Origin of the sequence: uncultured Dialister sp. (genome assembly GCF_900541605.1) — a bacterium.
Classification (GTDB): Bacteria; Bacillota; Negativicutes; order Veillonellales; family Dialisteraceae; genus Dialister.
Genome location: NZ_UQKJ01000050.1, coordinates 1 through 14,369, shown reverse-complemented (window position 1 = coordinate 14,369; position 14,369 = coordinate 1). Strand labels below are relative to the sequence as shown.

General features: G+C 49.7%; 14 protein-coding genes. All 14 read left to right on the top strand.

The genetic code is table 11. The annotated features are described in order from the left end of the window. Window positions 1–126: 126 nt before the first annotated feature. The 14 genes from lpxI (at window position 127) to QZR21_RS04975 (ending at window position 14,149) form a co-directional block, all read left to right on the top strand. Window positions 127–951 (top strand): LpxI family protein, encoded by an 825-nt coding sequence (gene lpxI, locus QZR21_RS05040; RefSeq protein ID WP_296097733.1) that lies wholly within the window; start codon window positions 127–129, stop codon window positions 949–951. Continuing rightward, entirely contained in the window at window positions 948–2,096 is a 1,149-nt protein-coding gene (gene lpxB / locus QZR21_RS05035; protein WP_296097731.1) for a lipid-A-disaccharide synthase, read from the top strand. The genes lpxI and lpxB overlap by 4 nt, the downstream gene beginning before the upstream one ends. Beyond that, window positions 2,077–3,861, top strand: a complete 1,785-nt coding sequence (gene msbA, locus QZR21_RS05030) for a lipid A export permease/ATP-binding protein MsbA (RefSeq protein WP_296974082.1) — start codon at window positions 2,077–2,079, stop codon at window positions 3,859–3,861. Before lpxB ends, msbA begins: the two co-directional genes overlap by 20 nt. Window positions 3,862–3,918: 57 nt before the next feature. Further along, window positions 3,919–5,247 (top strand): 3-deoxy-D-manno-octulosonic acid transferase, encoded by a 1,329-nt coding sequence (locus QZR21_RS05025; RefSeq protein ID WP_296097726.1) that lies wholly within the window; start codon window positions 3,919–3,921, stop codon window positions 5,245–5,247. After that, window positions 5,237–6,343, top strand: a complete 1,107-nt coding sequence (gene lpxK, locus QZR21_RS05020) for a tetraacyldisaccharide 4'-kinase (RefSeq protein WP_296097724.1) — start codon at window positions 5,237–5,239, stop codon at window positions 6,341–6,343. Before QZR21_RS05025 ends, lpxK begins: the two co-directional genes overlap by 11 nt. Continuing rightward, window positions 6,343–7,074, top strand: coding sequence for a 3-deoxy-manno-octulosonate cytidylyltransferase (gene kdsB / locus QZR21_RS05015; RefSeq protein WP_296097722.1), 732 nt, complete (start codon window positions 6,343–6,345; stop codon window positions 7,072–7,074). Before lpxK ends, kdsB begins: the two co-directional genes overlap by 1 nt. Then, a complete protein-coding gene (gene kdsA / locus QZR21_RS05010) occupies window positions 7,071–7,913 on the top strand; it encodes a 3-deoxy-8-phosphooctulonate synthase (RefSeq protein WP_296974079.1) in 843 nt (280 codons plus the stop codon). Before kdsB ends, kdsA begins: the two co-directional genes overlap by 4 nt. 179 nt (window positions 7,914–8,092) lie before the next feature. Next, window positions 8,093–9,064: an SIS domain-containing protein gene (locus QZR21_RS05005; RefSeq protein ID WP_296097719.1), complete on the top strand. Its 972-nt coding sequence runs from the start codon at window positions 8,093–8,095 to the stop codon at window positions 9,062–9,064. Next, window positions 9,064–9,600 carry an HAD family hydrolase gene (locus QZR21_RS05000; RefSeq protein WP_296097717.1) on the top strand — a complete coding sequence of 179 codons (537 nt, stop codon included), beginning with the start codon at window positions 9,064–9,066 and terminating at the stop codon, window positions 9,598–9,600. The genes QZR21_RS05005 and QZR21_RS05000 overlap by 1 nt, the downstream gene beginning before the upstream one ends. A gap of 339 nt (window positions 9,601–9,939) precedes the next feature. Further along, window positions 9,940–10,926 (top strand): lysophospholipid acyltransferase family protein, encoded by a 987-nt coding sequence (locus QZR21_RS04995; protein WP_296097715.1) that lies wholly within the window; start codon window positions 9,940–9,942, stop codon window positions 10,924–10,926. After that, on the top strand, window positions 10,923–11,468 hold the full coding sequence (lptC, locus tag QZR21_RS04990; RefSeq protein ID WP_296097713.1) for an LPS export ABC transporter periplasmic protein LptC: 546 nt from the start codon (window positions 10,923–10,925) through the stop codon (window positions 11,466–11,468). The genes QZR21_RS04995 and lptC overlap by 4 nt, the downstream gene beginning before the upstream one ends. Continuing rightward, window positions 11,465–12,313, top strand: a complete 849-nt coding sequence (locus QZR21_RS04985; RefSeq protein ID WP_296097710.1) for an LptA/OstA family protein — start codon at window positions 11,465–11,467, stop codon at window positions 12,311–12,313. Before lptC ends, QZR21_RS04985 begins: the two co-directional genes overlap by 4 nt. Continuing rightward, a complete protein-coding gene (gene lptB, locus QZR21_RS04980) occupies window positions 12,310–13,032 on the top strand; it encodes an LPS export ABC transporter ATP-binding protein (protein ID WP_296097708.1) in 723 nt (240 codons plus the stop codon). The genes QZR21_RS04985 and lptB overlap by 4 nt, the downstream gene beginning before the upstream one ends. A gap of 31 nt (window positions 13,033–13,063) precedes the next feature. Further along, window positions 13,064–14,149 (top strand): LptF/LptG family permease, encoded by a 1,086-nt coding sequence (locus QZR21_RS04975; protein ID WP_296974072.1) that lies wholly within the window; start codon window positions 13,064–13,066, stop codon window positions 14,147–14,149. Window positions 14,150–14,369: the final 220 nt, after the last annotated feature.

The following is a 14,369-nucleotide window of genomic DNA, read 5'->3' as shown; positions in this document are numbered from 1 at the left end:
CACGAATGACTCTATCCATCAGCACCTCTTCAACAGCTCGACAAACCGCAATTTGTTTCGTATCTCCATAGTGCGATATGCCCTCGGAAATGATAAAATAAGAAGAGTTATATACTGGAGGTTTGTATGGAAACAATCGGACTGCTGGCGGGAATAGGTACGCTTCCTGTGGAGTTTACGGAAGCGGTACAATCCCAGGGATACAGGGTGGTATGCATTGCAGTGATTCCGGGTATCGACAGTCGGCTGAAGGACATGGCAGATGCCTATTATGAAATCAGTGCATTCAAGTTAAATAAAGTCATCAAAACACTGGTCAGCGAGAATGTGAAGGAAGTCACCATGATCGGCAAGGTGACCAAGGAGTGGCTGTTTAAGAACCATCCCTTTCCGGATCTCCGGGCCATCAAAGTGTTGAACCGTCTTCGGAAGAAGGATTTCAAGGATGATACGGTGACACTGGCTATTGTAGAAGAACTGGCGAAGGATGGGATTTCTGTTCTGGACCAGACGAAATACCTGAAGCCCCTTATGCCGGGACCCCAGGTATTTACGAAGAAAAAGCCTACGGATGCCCAAATGGCGGATGTGCTTTTTGGATTTAAGGCAGCTAAAGCCATTGGGGCCATGGATCTCGGCCAGACGGTGGTTGTAAAGAACCAGGCAGTCATGGCGGTGGAAGCCATTGAAGGAACCGATGCCTGCATTAAAAGGGGCGGGGCCCTGGCAAGGGGTGGCGCTGTGGTGGTGAAAACGGCAAAACCATCCCAGGATACCCGCTTCGATATGCCTGCTGTTGGACTTCAGACCCTTCATTCCATGGAAGAAAGCGGCTGCGCCGTACTGGCCATCGAGGCCTGGCACACCCTTTTTGCAGAGAAAGAAGCCGTTCTGAAGGAGGCCAATGAAAAAGGCATCGTTATTCTTGCCGTAGAACAGGATAAAGTATGAAAATTATGATGTCCGCCGGAGAGGCTTCCGGCGATATGCATGCCGCTGCGGTGGCAGCAGAGCTGAAGCGCATGATGCCGGATGTGGAAATCTTTGGCATGGGCGGCGCGGATATGAGAAAAAGTGGTGTCCGTATTATCTATGATATAGAAAATCTGGGAATTATCGGGGTCGTGGAAGTGATTAAACATATCCCCTTTTTCTTCCGCCTTCGGAGTTTCCTGAAGGAGGCCATGATGCGGGAGAAGCCGGATGTGCTGGTCTGCGTGGACTATCCCGGCTTTAATATGAAGCTGGCCCATGTGGCTAAAGAACTGGGGATTCCGGTGGTTTATTACATCGCACCTACTATCTGGGCCTGGAACAAAGGCAGGGCAAAGAATATTGTCCGGGATGTGACCATGGTGGCTTCCATATTTCCTTTTGAAGCAAAGGCCTATAAAGAAGCAGGAGCGCCGGTGACCTTTGTGGGCCATCCCCTGGCGGATACGGTGAAGCCGTCCATGTCCTTTGATGAGGCCATGGACCATTTTCATGGGGACCGGGATAAAAAGAGGATACTTCTCATGCCGGGAAGCCGGAAGAATGAAGTCACCAGCCTTCTTCCCATCATGCTGGAGGCGGCGGAAAATCTGGCCCAAAAAGAAAACTGTCAGTTTTTCATCCCCCGTGCGTCCACTATACCGGAAAGTTTCCTCAGGTCCATCATTGGGAATTCTTCCCTGTCCATTGAAATCACAGAAGGCCACCAGTATGACCTGATGCAGATTTGCACCGCCTGCGCAGCCTCTTCCGGTACGGCCACTCTGGAAACGGCACTGATGGAGCTGCCTACGGTACTGGTCTATAAGCTGGCGCCGGTGACCTGGTTTCTGGCCAATCTTCTGGTCCATGTTAAATATGCAGGTCTCCCCAACCTCCTCATGGGAAGGGAAGTAACGCCGGAACTTCTGCAGGACAGGGCCAATGCGGAAAATATTACGGACATCCTTCTTCCCTGGATAGAGGATGAAGAAAAGAGAAAGAAAAACATAGAAGAAATCAAGGAAGTGCGGAAAGCGCTGGGCTCCGGCGGAGCTGTACATCGCGTGGCCCGTCTTATAGTTGACACGGCAGGAGCTGTCCATGGCAGAAAAGAGAAGTAAATTAAACAGTTATCGCAGGCTTCTGAAATACCTGAAGCCCTATATCAAGCTGCTCATCGTATCCATTATCTGTATGATATCGGTATCAGCAACGAATCTGTACGTTCCGTGGATTATCAAGGATGTAATCGATAAGGTACTGGAGGACAAGGACCTCACCATGCTGTACCTCATCATTGTTTCTATTATCATCGTATTCTTTATCCGCGGAGCCACTACCTTTGCCCACAGGTACCTTATGGGCTATATTGGCCAGTCTGTTATTCGGGACCTCCGAAACAAGCTGTATAACCACCTGCAGAAGCTGCCTATCGCCTATTTTGACAGGCGCAGGACCGGGGAAATCATGAGTAACCTTACAAATGATATCAGTGCCCTGCAGACAGCCATGACTTCTGATTTCATCATGCTGGTACAGGAAGGGGCCATCTTTATTGGTTCTTTTGCGGCCATGATTTACCTGCAGTGGAAACTTACCATTCTCTGCCTTGTCATTGTGCCTCTGGTATCGGTGACCATCAAGTTCTTCGGGAAGAAACTTCATTCATCCGGCAGGAATGTGCAGGAACGGCTGGCTGATGTAACGGCCATGCTGCAGGAAACCATATCCGGTGTCCGTATTATCCGAAGTTTTAACCGGTCCGATTATGAAACAAAGCGGTTCAATAAAGTAAACCAGGATAATTTCAAAGCCACCGTCCGGTCCATTCGCCAGCAGAGCCAGCTCACGCCGGTGGTGGAATTTCTGGCAGCCCTGGCCATTACGGTAATCATCTGGTACGGCGGCGTTTCCGTTATCGACGGCATCATGACTGCGGGCGAATTGATCGCTTTCCTCATTTATGCCATTAACCTGGCAAACCCCATCAAACGTATCGCTGACAGCTATGGTAATATCCAGAAGTCTCTGGCCGCTGCGGACCGGGTATTTGACATTCTGGACGAAAAGGAAGAAGAACAGAACCGGGCCGAAGAGAAGCCTCTGGTGGTCAAAGAAGGGGCTGTAGAAGCAAAACATGTGGCTTTCTATTATGAAGAGGGCCATCCGGTACTGAAGGACCTGAATTTCAGGGCCAATCCGGGGGAAACCATTGCCATCGTAGGCCCTTCGGGAGCCGGCAAGTCTACCATTGCCAACCTGCTTCCAAGGTTTTATGAAGTCACAGGCGGGGAAATTGATATTGATGGTACGGATATCCGCAAGGCCACTCTTGGCTCTCTCCGTGACCAGATCGGCCTTGTGCCCCAGGATACACTCCTGTTCAATACATCCATTAAAGATAACGTTCTCTACGGGCGTCTGGATGCTACGGATGAAGAAGTATGGGCAGCCATCCGGGCGGCTAATGCAGAGAAATTTATTAAGGAACTCCCCAATGGCATTGACACGAAGGTAGGGGACCGTGGACTGATCTTGTCCGGCGGCCAGCGGCAGCGCATTGCTATTGCCCGGGCTATCCTGAAGAATCCGAAAATTCTGATTCTTGACGAAGCCACATCGGCTCTGGATACGGAAAGCGAGAAAATCGTACAGGATGCATTGGATAAACTGATGGTAGGCCGTACATCTTTTGTCATTGCCCATCGGCTGTCTACCATTAAAAATGCGGACCAGATTCTCGTCCTGAATGACGGGGTCATTGCAGAACGGGGCACCCATGATGAACTCATGGCTAAGGGCGGCCTCTATTATGACCTCTATACCATGAGTGCCAAAGTGGCGGAAGCGGAAGAGGACGCGGAGGATGAAGAAAAGGAGGGATAATCCCTTTCTTATTTTCCATGAAATTACAGTTTGTTTTCCGGAAAAGGAGATACCCCATTGTACTGGTTTTACAACATATGCCTGGTGGCTTACTGGATTCTGCAGATACCGATTCTTATATACCGCCTTGTCTTTGAAGAGGGATTTTATGACAGGTTGAAACAGAGTGCCGGTATTATGCCGACCCCTACACTGCTGCAGATTGCTGACCATAATGCCATCTGGGTCCATGCCGCTTCTGTGGGAGAGGTGGTAGCGGCCAGTCCAATCGTGCGGGAACTGAAGGAGAAATACCCCGATGAAATGGTGGTGGTGTCCGTGGTTACAGCCACCGGCCACCGCATGGCCCAGCGTATCATTCCGGAAGCGGATGGACATATATTCTTTCCCTTTGACCTGCCGGTTATTACGGAAAGAATTGTCAATATTGTCAATCCTAAAGCCATTATCCTCATAGAAACGGAATTGTGGCCGAATTTTCTCCGCCTTGCCTGGCGGAAGAAGATTCCGGTCATGATGATGAACGGAAGAATCAGCGGCCGTTCTATGAAGCGGTATTCCCTGATTCGTCGTTTTACGACAAAAATGCTTTTCCAGATCCGGAAATTCTGCATGCAGTCGAAAATTGACAAGGAACGGATTATTTCCATGGGAGCCATTCCGGACCGGGTAACGATTACGGGAAATACAAAGTATGACCAGACCTATGCAGAGGTTTCGGAGGAGGAAAGAAACCGGCTTCGGAAGGAATTCCGGTTTGACGGAAAAGGGCCGATTATTGTGGCCGGTTCTACCCATGGTGGTGAAGAAGAAATCATTGTGCGTACCTTCAAAAAGGTGCTTGAAAAGTATCCGAATGCCCGGCTTCTCCTGGCAGTACGGGAAATTACAAGGGCCCCCTCTGTCCGTTTTATGATTAAACACCATGGATTTACGGTGCTCCGCCGTTCCAAAATGGGGACAGAAGAGGATGATGGAAAGAGTGCCCAGATTGTTATCCTGGATACCATTGGTGAACTGGGACGTCTCTACAGTCTGGCGGATGTAGTTTTTGTGGGCGGCAGCTTTGTAAAAGTAGGAGGACACAATATCCTGGAGCCTGCGGCCCATGGCAAACCGGTTCTCGTGGGACCCTATATGTTTAATTTCCAGGAAATTTTTGAACTTCTTTCAAACCGGGGAGTGTGCATCATGACACCCGATGAGAAAACGTTTGAAAAAACGCTGCTGGACCTGCTGGACCACCCTGAAAAAATGAATCGCATGGGGGAAGCAGCATTGGAAGTGGTTCGGGAAAACCAGGGAGCCACAGACCGCAATATTCATGCCTTTGAAGAACTGGTGGCGGAGTATGGTATTCATCTGAGGGGGAAAAATGAGCCTTGAAGACTATGTGACGGGACTCATGAAGAATCCAAAGCCCCGGGGCAAAGACAGGATTGTTCTGTCCTTTTTGGAAAAGCTGGAAACCCTTTACCTGTCCCAGGTGATGAAGAAGAGGGACAGGGAGCTGGCTGGGGCGAGAAGCGTGGGGGTTCCGGTCATTTCGGTAGGAAATATTACCGCCGGTGGTACGGGGAAAACTCCCTGTATTATCCGTATGGCCCGGCTTTTACTGGGGGAAGGATATCATCCGGCCATTATCAGCCGGGGCTATAAAAGCGGCCTGGAAAAAAAGGGGGGCCTTGTATCCGATGGCCGTTCTATCCTGGTTTCCCAGCAGATGGCCGGCGATGAACCCTATATGATGGCTCTGAAACTTCCGGGAATTCCTGTGCTTGTAGGCAGGGACCGCTTCCGGTCTGCGGAGAAAGCGAAACAGCTGGGAGCAGATTTACTGCTTATGGATGACGGTTTCCAGTACTGGTCCATGAAAAGGGACCGGGACCTTGTCCTTCTGGACTGCACAAATCCCTTTGGCTACGGCCATGCCCTGCCTCGGGGACTTCTGCGGGAGCCTCTGGAGGCTTTAAAAAGGGCCAGCCTTTTCATACTCACGAAGAGTGACCAGGTGAGCCCTGCCAAGATAGATGAAATCAAAGAGGCCCTTTTGAAGCTTGCCGGGAATATACCGGTCATTTCTTCCTGCCACAGCCCTTCCGGCGTGGTGCCCTATGGCGATTGGAAGGACAGAAAATTGGGCACAAGCAGGATGGCGGCAAAGGGGAAAAGAGCCTATCTCGTTTCCGGTATAGGGAATCCCGGCGCCTTTGCAGAAACCGCAAAAGAAGCGGGGCTGTTCCTTACGGGTGAGATGGCCTTTGATGACCATCATTCCTATGAAGAGGAGGATATCCGAAATGCGGAATCCGAAGCCCGCCGGTATGGAGCGGATATGATTGTTATTACGGAAAAGGATGCCGTCAAAATGATGAATCTTTCCAGTATTGTTAAATCGACGGTACCCTTTTATGTTCTTGAAATAGAGATGACCTTTCCTGAAGGTCTTACACTTTTGAAAAAACAATGGGAGGATTTATGATGAAAGCAGCCTGTATTATTCCTTCCCGCTATGCCTCCACGAGGCTTCCGGGAAAACCGCTTCGCCTGATTGCAGGAAAAACGCTGGTCCATCGGGTTTATGAAAGGGCCTGCCTGGCCAAGGTGCCGGAAACGGTCATCGTAGCTACGGACCATGAAGAAATTGAAAAAGAGGTCAAAAGCTTTGGCGGCCATGTGGTCATGACATCGGTAAACCACCCCACTGGTACCGATCGTCTGGCAGAGGTGGCGGCAAAACTTCCGCAGTATGATATTATTGTCAATGTTCAGGGGGATGAACCATTGATTGATCCCGATGTCATTGACCGACTGGCGCAGGATCTCATGGACCACGAAGACCTGGATATGGCTACCGTGGCGACGCCATTGAGAAAAGATGAGTATGAGGATCCATCGGCGGTGAAAGTGGTGGTGAACCAAAAGGGAGAAGCCCTGTATTTTTCCCGTTCCCTGATTCCCTTTCCACGTCATGAGTTTTCTGTTCCCCCGTTAAAACATGTGGGTATTTATGCGTACCGCCGGGATTTTCTCCTTGCCTATGCAAAGATGGAACAGACTCCCCTGGAAAAGACGGAGTCCCTGGAACAGCTGCGGGCTCTGGAAATGGGGTATAAAATCGGTGTGATTCCGGTGGAAACGGAAGATATCGGTATTGATACGGAAGCGGACCTGAAAAAGGCCAATGAGTATTTTGAAAGGAACCACTTATGAAAACAATTCACGTAGGAAATCTGACCATTGACGGTAGCAAACTCTTCCTGATTGCTGGCCCCTGTGTTATTGAGGGCTATGATCGTACACTGATGATTGGCCGGGAAATCAAAAAAATCTGTGAACGGCTTGGGGTACAGTATATTTTCAAAGCTTCCTATGACAAAGCCAACCGGTCTTCCTTCCATTCCTTCCGCGGACCGGGACTGGAAAAGGGCCTGGAAATTCTGGCGGATATTAAGAAGGAGCTTCAGGTACCGGTATTGTCCGATGTCCACGATGTAACACAGCTGGCACCGGTATCCAAGGTACTGGATATGCTGCAGATTCCTGCATTCCTTTGCCGCCAGACGGACCTGGTCTATGGCGCAGCAAAGACCGGTAAGCCGGTCAACGTAAAAAAAGGCCAGTTTATGGCACCGGAAGACATGAAAAATGTCATCGAAAAAATGGAAGAAGCAGGAAATCCGAATCTGGCGGTTACAGAAAGAGGGGTGTCCTTCGGTTACCACAATCTAGTGGTGGATATGCGGTCGTTCCCCATTATGCGCCAGTTTGGCTATCCCGTTATTTTTGATGCCACCCATAGCGTACAGCTGCCGGGAGGCATGGGTAGTTCCACCGGTGGACAGAGGGAATTCATCCCGTATCTGGCAAGGGCTGCTGCTGCATCAGGGGTGGACGGATTCTTTATGGAAGTCCATGATAATCCTCCGGAAGGCCTGTCTGATTCTACGAATATGCTTTATCTGTCTTCCCTGGAGGACCTGCTGAAAGACCTTATCGCCATTAATAACGTGGTGAAGAAGGATAAGGAACAGGGACTTGTAAAAAAATAAAGAATATGCGGAAACGGAACTGGGAGAGAGTGAGAACCCATGAATGGATGTGCGTTTCCCTCCAATTTCCTTTATTCATGGGCTCCCTATCTGTCCCCTTTCGGCGGTTACTTATTGTATAATAGATAATAGTCCTGGATTCTAAAAGAATTGTTGTGGTTTTACATATGGGAGGCACTATGTCAGTCATTGAAACAGCCACACAGGTGCTGCGTGATGAAGCGGCGGCTGTGTTATCTCTGGTGGATAAACTGGATGGCCAGTTTGAAGAAGCGGTCAAACTGATTGAAAATGCAAAGGGAAGGGTTGTGCTGACGGGCATGGGAAAATCCGGCCATATTGCCCGCAAGGTAGCGGCCACCATGGCCAGTACCGGGACTCCGGCCTTTTTTCTCCATCCTGCAGAAGGCATTCATGGTGACCTGGGCATGGTGACAGCCGATGATGTGGTGGTGGCTTATTCAAACAGCGGGGAAACTGCCGAAATCCTGAATATCCTTCCATCCCTGAAACGGATTGGTGCCAAACTGGTGGCGGTGGTGGGAAATACGAAATCCACCCTGGCTAAAAATGCGGACGCCGTTCTGGATGCGGGGGTTGAAAAGGAAGCGGACAGCCTGGGACTGGCACCAACCAGTTCCACCACTGCGGCCCTGGCCCTGGGAGACGCGTTGGCGGTATGCCTTATGGAACGCCACCATTTCACAGCCGATAATTTCGCTGTATTCCATCCTGGCGGTTCTTTGGGAAAGAGGCTTCTCCTGACGGTAGAAATGGTCATGCATAAAGGAGAGGATAATCCGGTGATTCCGGAAACTTCCACGGTGAAAGATGCCCTTTTCGTTATGACCGATAAAGGGCTTGGCGCCGTTTCCGTGGTGGATGGCCAGGGAATACTGAAAGGCCTGATGACGGACGGGGATGTCCGCCGGGGCCTGGAAAGGGGGATGAATTTTCTGTCCCGCCCGGTGAAGGAAGTCATGACGCTCCATCCCCAGGTGATTCATAAGGAAAAGCTGGCAGCTGAAGGACTCCACATCATGGAGCAGCATAAGCCCCATCCCATTACGGTCCTCCCTGTGACTGACCAGTCCGGAAAGGCTATAGGGATGATTCATATTACCGATCTTTTACGACAGGGGGTTGTCTGATGGGAAATGCAGGCACAGTAAAGCTGATTGCCTTTGATGTGGACGGCACTCTGACCGATGGCACCCTTGTCATCGGATTTGATGGAGAACCGGTGAAGCTGTTTCATGCCAGAGATGGGCTTGGTATTTCCCTGGCTCACCGCATGGGGTATGTGACCGGCTTCATTACCGGAAGGAAGTCGAAGCTTGTAGAGAACAGGGGCAAAGAGCTTCAGGTGGATTTTATCCTTATGGGTGTTTCCAATAAGGTGGAAGCCATGGAGAAAATCCTGAAAGACCACGGCCTTTCGTGGAAGGAAGCTGCCTATATGGGAGACGACCTCAACGATCTGCCTCTGATGAAGAAGGTAGGCTTTTCCGGAAGTCCCGCTGATGGTGTATCGGAAGCCAGAAAAGCATCGGATTTTGTGTCTTCCCTTCCCGGCGGGAAAGGAGCAGCCCGGGAGTTTATCGAGACAATTATGAAATCCCAGCATCGATGGAAAGAGGCGGTGAATTCCTATAAGGGGAAAAACCTGAAAAAAGTGGTGCAGTAAGGACGTTTTCGGGGAAATCGCTCTTTACCGTTTTACAAAAACAGTCCTCTTTCTTCTGGAAACAGGAAAGAGCCACTGCATTCGAAAGATAAGGAAGCGCTGGGTAAGTCGCCGGCAGATTTATTATTGGATTTATGGCAACAAGGAATAGTCTGGCGTTCATAGTGAACTGTGTAACGAAGAGTATGACCCGGTTTTGTATCAGATCCCTTATAAAATCTGACTTTGCAGATTCACCAGCACTTCTGTAAGTCTTCTGCCAATGATTCGTGCTTTCAACGGGATTACCGAAGAAAGCCGGTTGCAGTATATTATCCAAACCGGAAAGAAGAAAAAGCCATGTTATTCAAGGTACGTTACGGGATATTGAAAGGCATCAGCAGCCTGCTCTGCTCCATGTCCTACGACCATATCCTGTCCATAGGGCGGACTTTGGGTCCCCTCATCATGAACCGCATAGCCAAACAGAAAAACCGTGGGATCCGACAGATAATGATAGGACTTTCCGTCTCCCGCCCGGAAGCGGAGGACCTGCTGCAGAAGGTATACCGGAATATAGGCATGTCCGCCATGGAAATGCTTTATATGCCAAGGTTATGCCGGGAAAAATCCCATATTGATGACTATGTGAAAATAGACCATCCGGAGTATCTCGAAGCTGCTTATGCGGAAGGAAAAGGAATTGTCGGCCTTACAGCTCACATGGGCAACTGGGAATGGCTGGGGGCAGGCCTCGCCCTGCACGGCTATGATACTTCGGCTATCGGTAAGAAGCAGTCAGACGATGTGCTCATGAAGATGATTAATTCCTATCGAGCCATGGCGGGACAGCATATTTACCTCACCGGCACCGGTGGCTATGAAATGATCGCAGCAGCCCGTTCCATGAAAAAGAACCACATTCTCGGGTTTCTTTCAGATAAGGATGGAAATAAGGTGGGTGTGCCTGTGCTCTTCATGAACCGTGTATTTTCCTTCCCCCAGGGGCCTGCGGTATTTGCGAAAAAATTCAAAGCACCTGTTGTTCCCATCTTTATTGTCAGGAATCCTGGAGGCCGGGGGCATACCATATGTGTGGGAAAACACTTCTACTATGAAGATACGGGAAACAAGGACCGGGATCTTCTGCAGAATTCCCAAAAGATGGCCTCGATTATGGAAGACTTCATCAAAGCTCATCCGGCAGACTGGCTCTGGTTCCAGCACCTGTTCTGGACAAGACCGGGAAAGATTAAAATGTATAACGAGCTGAGCCCGGAAGAGAAAAAGCGATTTGCATCGGGGATGGATGAAAACTGGAATGAAACCAAAGGAGGAAAGGAATGAAAAAGAATCGGAACCTGATTCTGGCTGTCCTGCTGATTCTGGCAATCGGCATTGGTCTTTATTTCCTCTTTAAAGATGACAGCAGAAATATGAATGCTGCCTCTTCTTCCTCGTCTTCCATGGAATTCAATAATATTGATATGAAAGAAACCAAAGACGGAAAGATTACATGGCGGTTTAAGGCAAAACATGTAACCATCAGTAAAGACCAGAACCATGTAGATATGGAAGGGGTAGAGGGGGATTTCATGAAAGATGGGGATGACCTCCACCTGACTGCCGATAAAGGCCGCATTGACCGGAAGACTAAAACGGTTTATATTGAAGGGAATGTACAGGGCAATTCCAAAGATGGGGAAGAACTCTATGCAGAAAACCTGACTTATGATGGTAATAAGGAAATCCTCTCCACAGATAAAGCATTTGTGGTGAAAAAAGATGGCAAAGTTTTGACAGCGGATACATTTGATGCAGACCGGGTATTGAAGAAAATTACGGCTAAAGGTCATGCGAAGCTGACAGACAAGGAGGATGCACAGTGAAAACTTTTTATACAGCACTGGCGGCCCTGGCCATCGCTCTTGGCGTACAGGGCATGGCAATGGCCGATGACATTACAGCGGATGTACTGACCTATGATGGAAATACAAAGGTTGTCACCGCCAAGGGCGATGTGGTGATTCATGCCAATCAGGGGGCCACGATTACCGGATCCAATGGAGAATACCATTTCGAAGACCGGAGCGCTTTTCTGGAAGGCGGCGTAAACTATGTAAAAGACCAGACCACCCTCTATGCGGATAAAATGTATCTTTACCAGGATAAGACTGCTCGAGGTATAGGCAGTGTCAATTTTCATGATGGTCTTGAAAAGCGGACACTGAAGGGCGATGACGTCATGTACAATCCGGATACCGGATTCGGTAAGATTGAGGGGAATGGATATCTGGAATCGCCGGATGGTATTCTGCAGGCACCTCATATCGAAGGCAATATGAAACAGGTCAAAGTGGTAGCTACCGGTGGTGTAAATCTTTCCAGCAGCCTTCATAATGCCGTAGGCTATGGTGATCAGGCCGTCTATACGAGGACCGGAGCTAATGGTACCGATGGGAAACTGGTGCTCACCGGAAATGCCTGGGTAACCCAGAACGGCAACTCCTTTAACGGTCCGGAACTGGTACTTCGGGATGAAGATAAAGTCGTGGAAACCACCGGACGAAGCACCATCGTGATTACGAATACCGGAAGCACCGGTACTGACAATGGCAGTTCTTCTTCCGGATCCGGGAGCCAGGCTCCCCAGGGACCGGTAACAGCAGCAACTCCCATAGCAGGACGGCTGGAAGAAGCGGGCAGCCCGTTAGAAATCAAGGACAGCAAATGAAGATAGAAACGCATAATCTCATCAAACGCTACGGTGCAAGAACCGTAGTGGACCATGTGAATGTGGAAGTGGAGCAGGGAACCATTGTGGGTCTCCTTGGCCCAAATGGGGCCGGGAAGACCACGACCTTCTACATGATCGTAGGTATTATCCAGCCCGATGAAGGGGATGTGACAGTAGATGGTACGTCTCTCGTGGGGATGCCCATTTATAAACGGCACCAGTTCGGCATCGGGTACCTTCCCCAGGAAGCTTCCGTTTTCCGAAAAATGACGGTATGGGAAAACCTGATGTCCCTTCTGGAAACACGGAAGGATCTGTCTTCTGAAGCAAGAAGACAGAAGGCGGAGGCTCTTCTGGAAGAATTTCATATCACCCATGTGCGGGATACCAGGGGGGATGCCCTTTCCGGCGGCGAGCGGCGGCGGGTGGAAATTGCCCGGTCCCTGACATTGGATCCTTCGTTTATCCTCCTGGACGAACCTTTTGCCGGCGTAGATCCATTGGCGGTGGAAGATATCCAGAGCGTGGTCCTCCACCTGAAAACCAGGGGCATCGGTATTCTGATTACGGATCACAATGTAAGAGAGACTCTTCGTATTGTAGATAAGGCCTATATTCTTTCAGAGGGAAAAATTCTTCTATCCGGCAGGGCCAATGAAATTGCCGTGAATCCGGTGGCTAAGAAGTTCTATTTAGGAGAAAATTTCAGTTTATGAATCTTGTCAAAACAGGGAGAGAGGAATTCTTATGAGACTTCTTGATAAATACACGTTAAAAGAATTCCTGGGCCCTTTCTTATTCGGCGTTGCTGCTTTCACGGCCATATTTCTTGGTGCCGACACACTACTTAAAATTGCGAGCTATGTGACTAAGTACGGTGCTTCGCCAGTGTCAGCCCTGAAAATATTCGTGCTGGCACTGCCTCGTATCGTGGTATATACATTTCCCATGGCAGTTCTTTTGGGAGCGCTCATGTGTTTTTCAAGGCTTTCCGGCTCCAGCGAACTCATTGTCATGCGTTCATCGGGCCAGAGCTTCCTGCGGCTGGCGACACCGGTGTTTATACTGTCCCTCCTCATCAGCCTCTGCGCTGTGGCGTTCAATGAATACGTAGTCCCCTGGACAAACCGGGAATATGAATATGTGCTGAATACAGAAATCAAGAAGAACTTCAATCCCGGCGTGACGGACCACGTGGTGGTGCGGGATGTACAGAACGGGAAAATCCTTCATCTCCTCTACGCAAGGCGGTATAATCCGCAAACAAAGGAACTGGAAAACATCACGGTCCAGGAATTCCAGAATGAAGAAGTGACACGGGTAGAAAATGCGCCAAAAGCCATCTGGCAGAACGGTGTATGGGTCATGACGGATGGCGTCATCTATGATCTCACCGGGGATGGCGTAGACCGGATGATGCATTTTGAGCGGCAAGAGATTCCTTATGCCCAGTCCCCGGAGGATATTCCTAAAGAAAAGAAGAATTACGATGAGATGACGATCCGGGAACTTCTCCTGACAAAGAAAGCCTATACGGCAGCCCATGCAGATACGACGCCCATTATGATGGAAGTGCATCGCCGCTTCTCCCTGCCCATGGCCAGCTTTGTGTTTGCCATCGTAGGGGCTCCTTTGGGGGTACAAAAGCAGAGATCTTCTTCCTCCATCGGCTTTGGCCTTTCAGTAGTCATCATTTTCCTCTATTATGCCATCATGACATTCCTGGAAGCTCTGGGAAAGGGCCATGTCATGCCGGCCATGCTGGCGGTATGGCTGCCGAATATTATCGCTTTCGTTACCGGATGTATTCTGATTAGAAAAGTGGATAAATAAACAGAAACCGCGGATGGACATCCATCCGCGGTTTTAACTTGGAACATTTTGTCCAGACTGCGATATTTCAGTTTGTCGAGCTGGTGGGGGTTGGTGGCTGGCGTGTTTGTGTGCAGAGTCACTCGCACGGGGCTGCTAGCTTCTAGCTATTAGCAGTTAGGAAAGCTGATCGGCCTGCGGCGCTTTCCATCCGACGTTCTCGCCAGTCATTCGTGCCGTA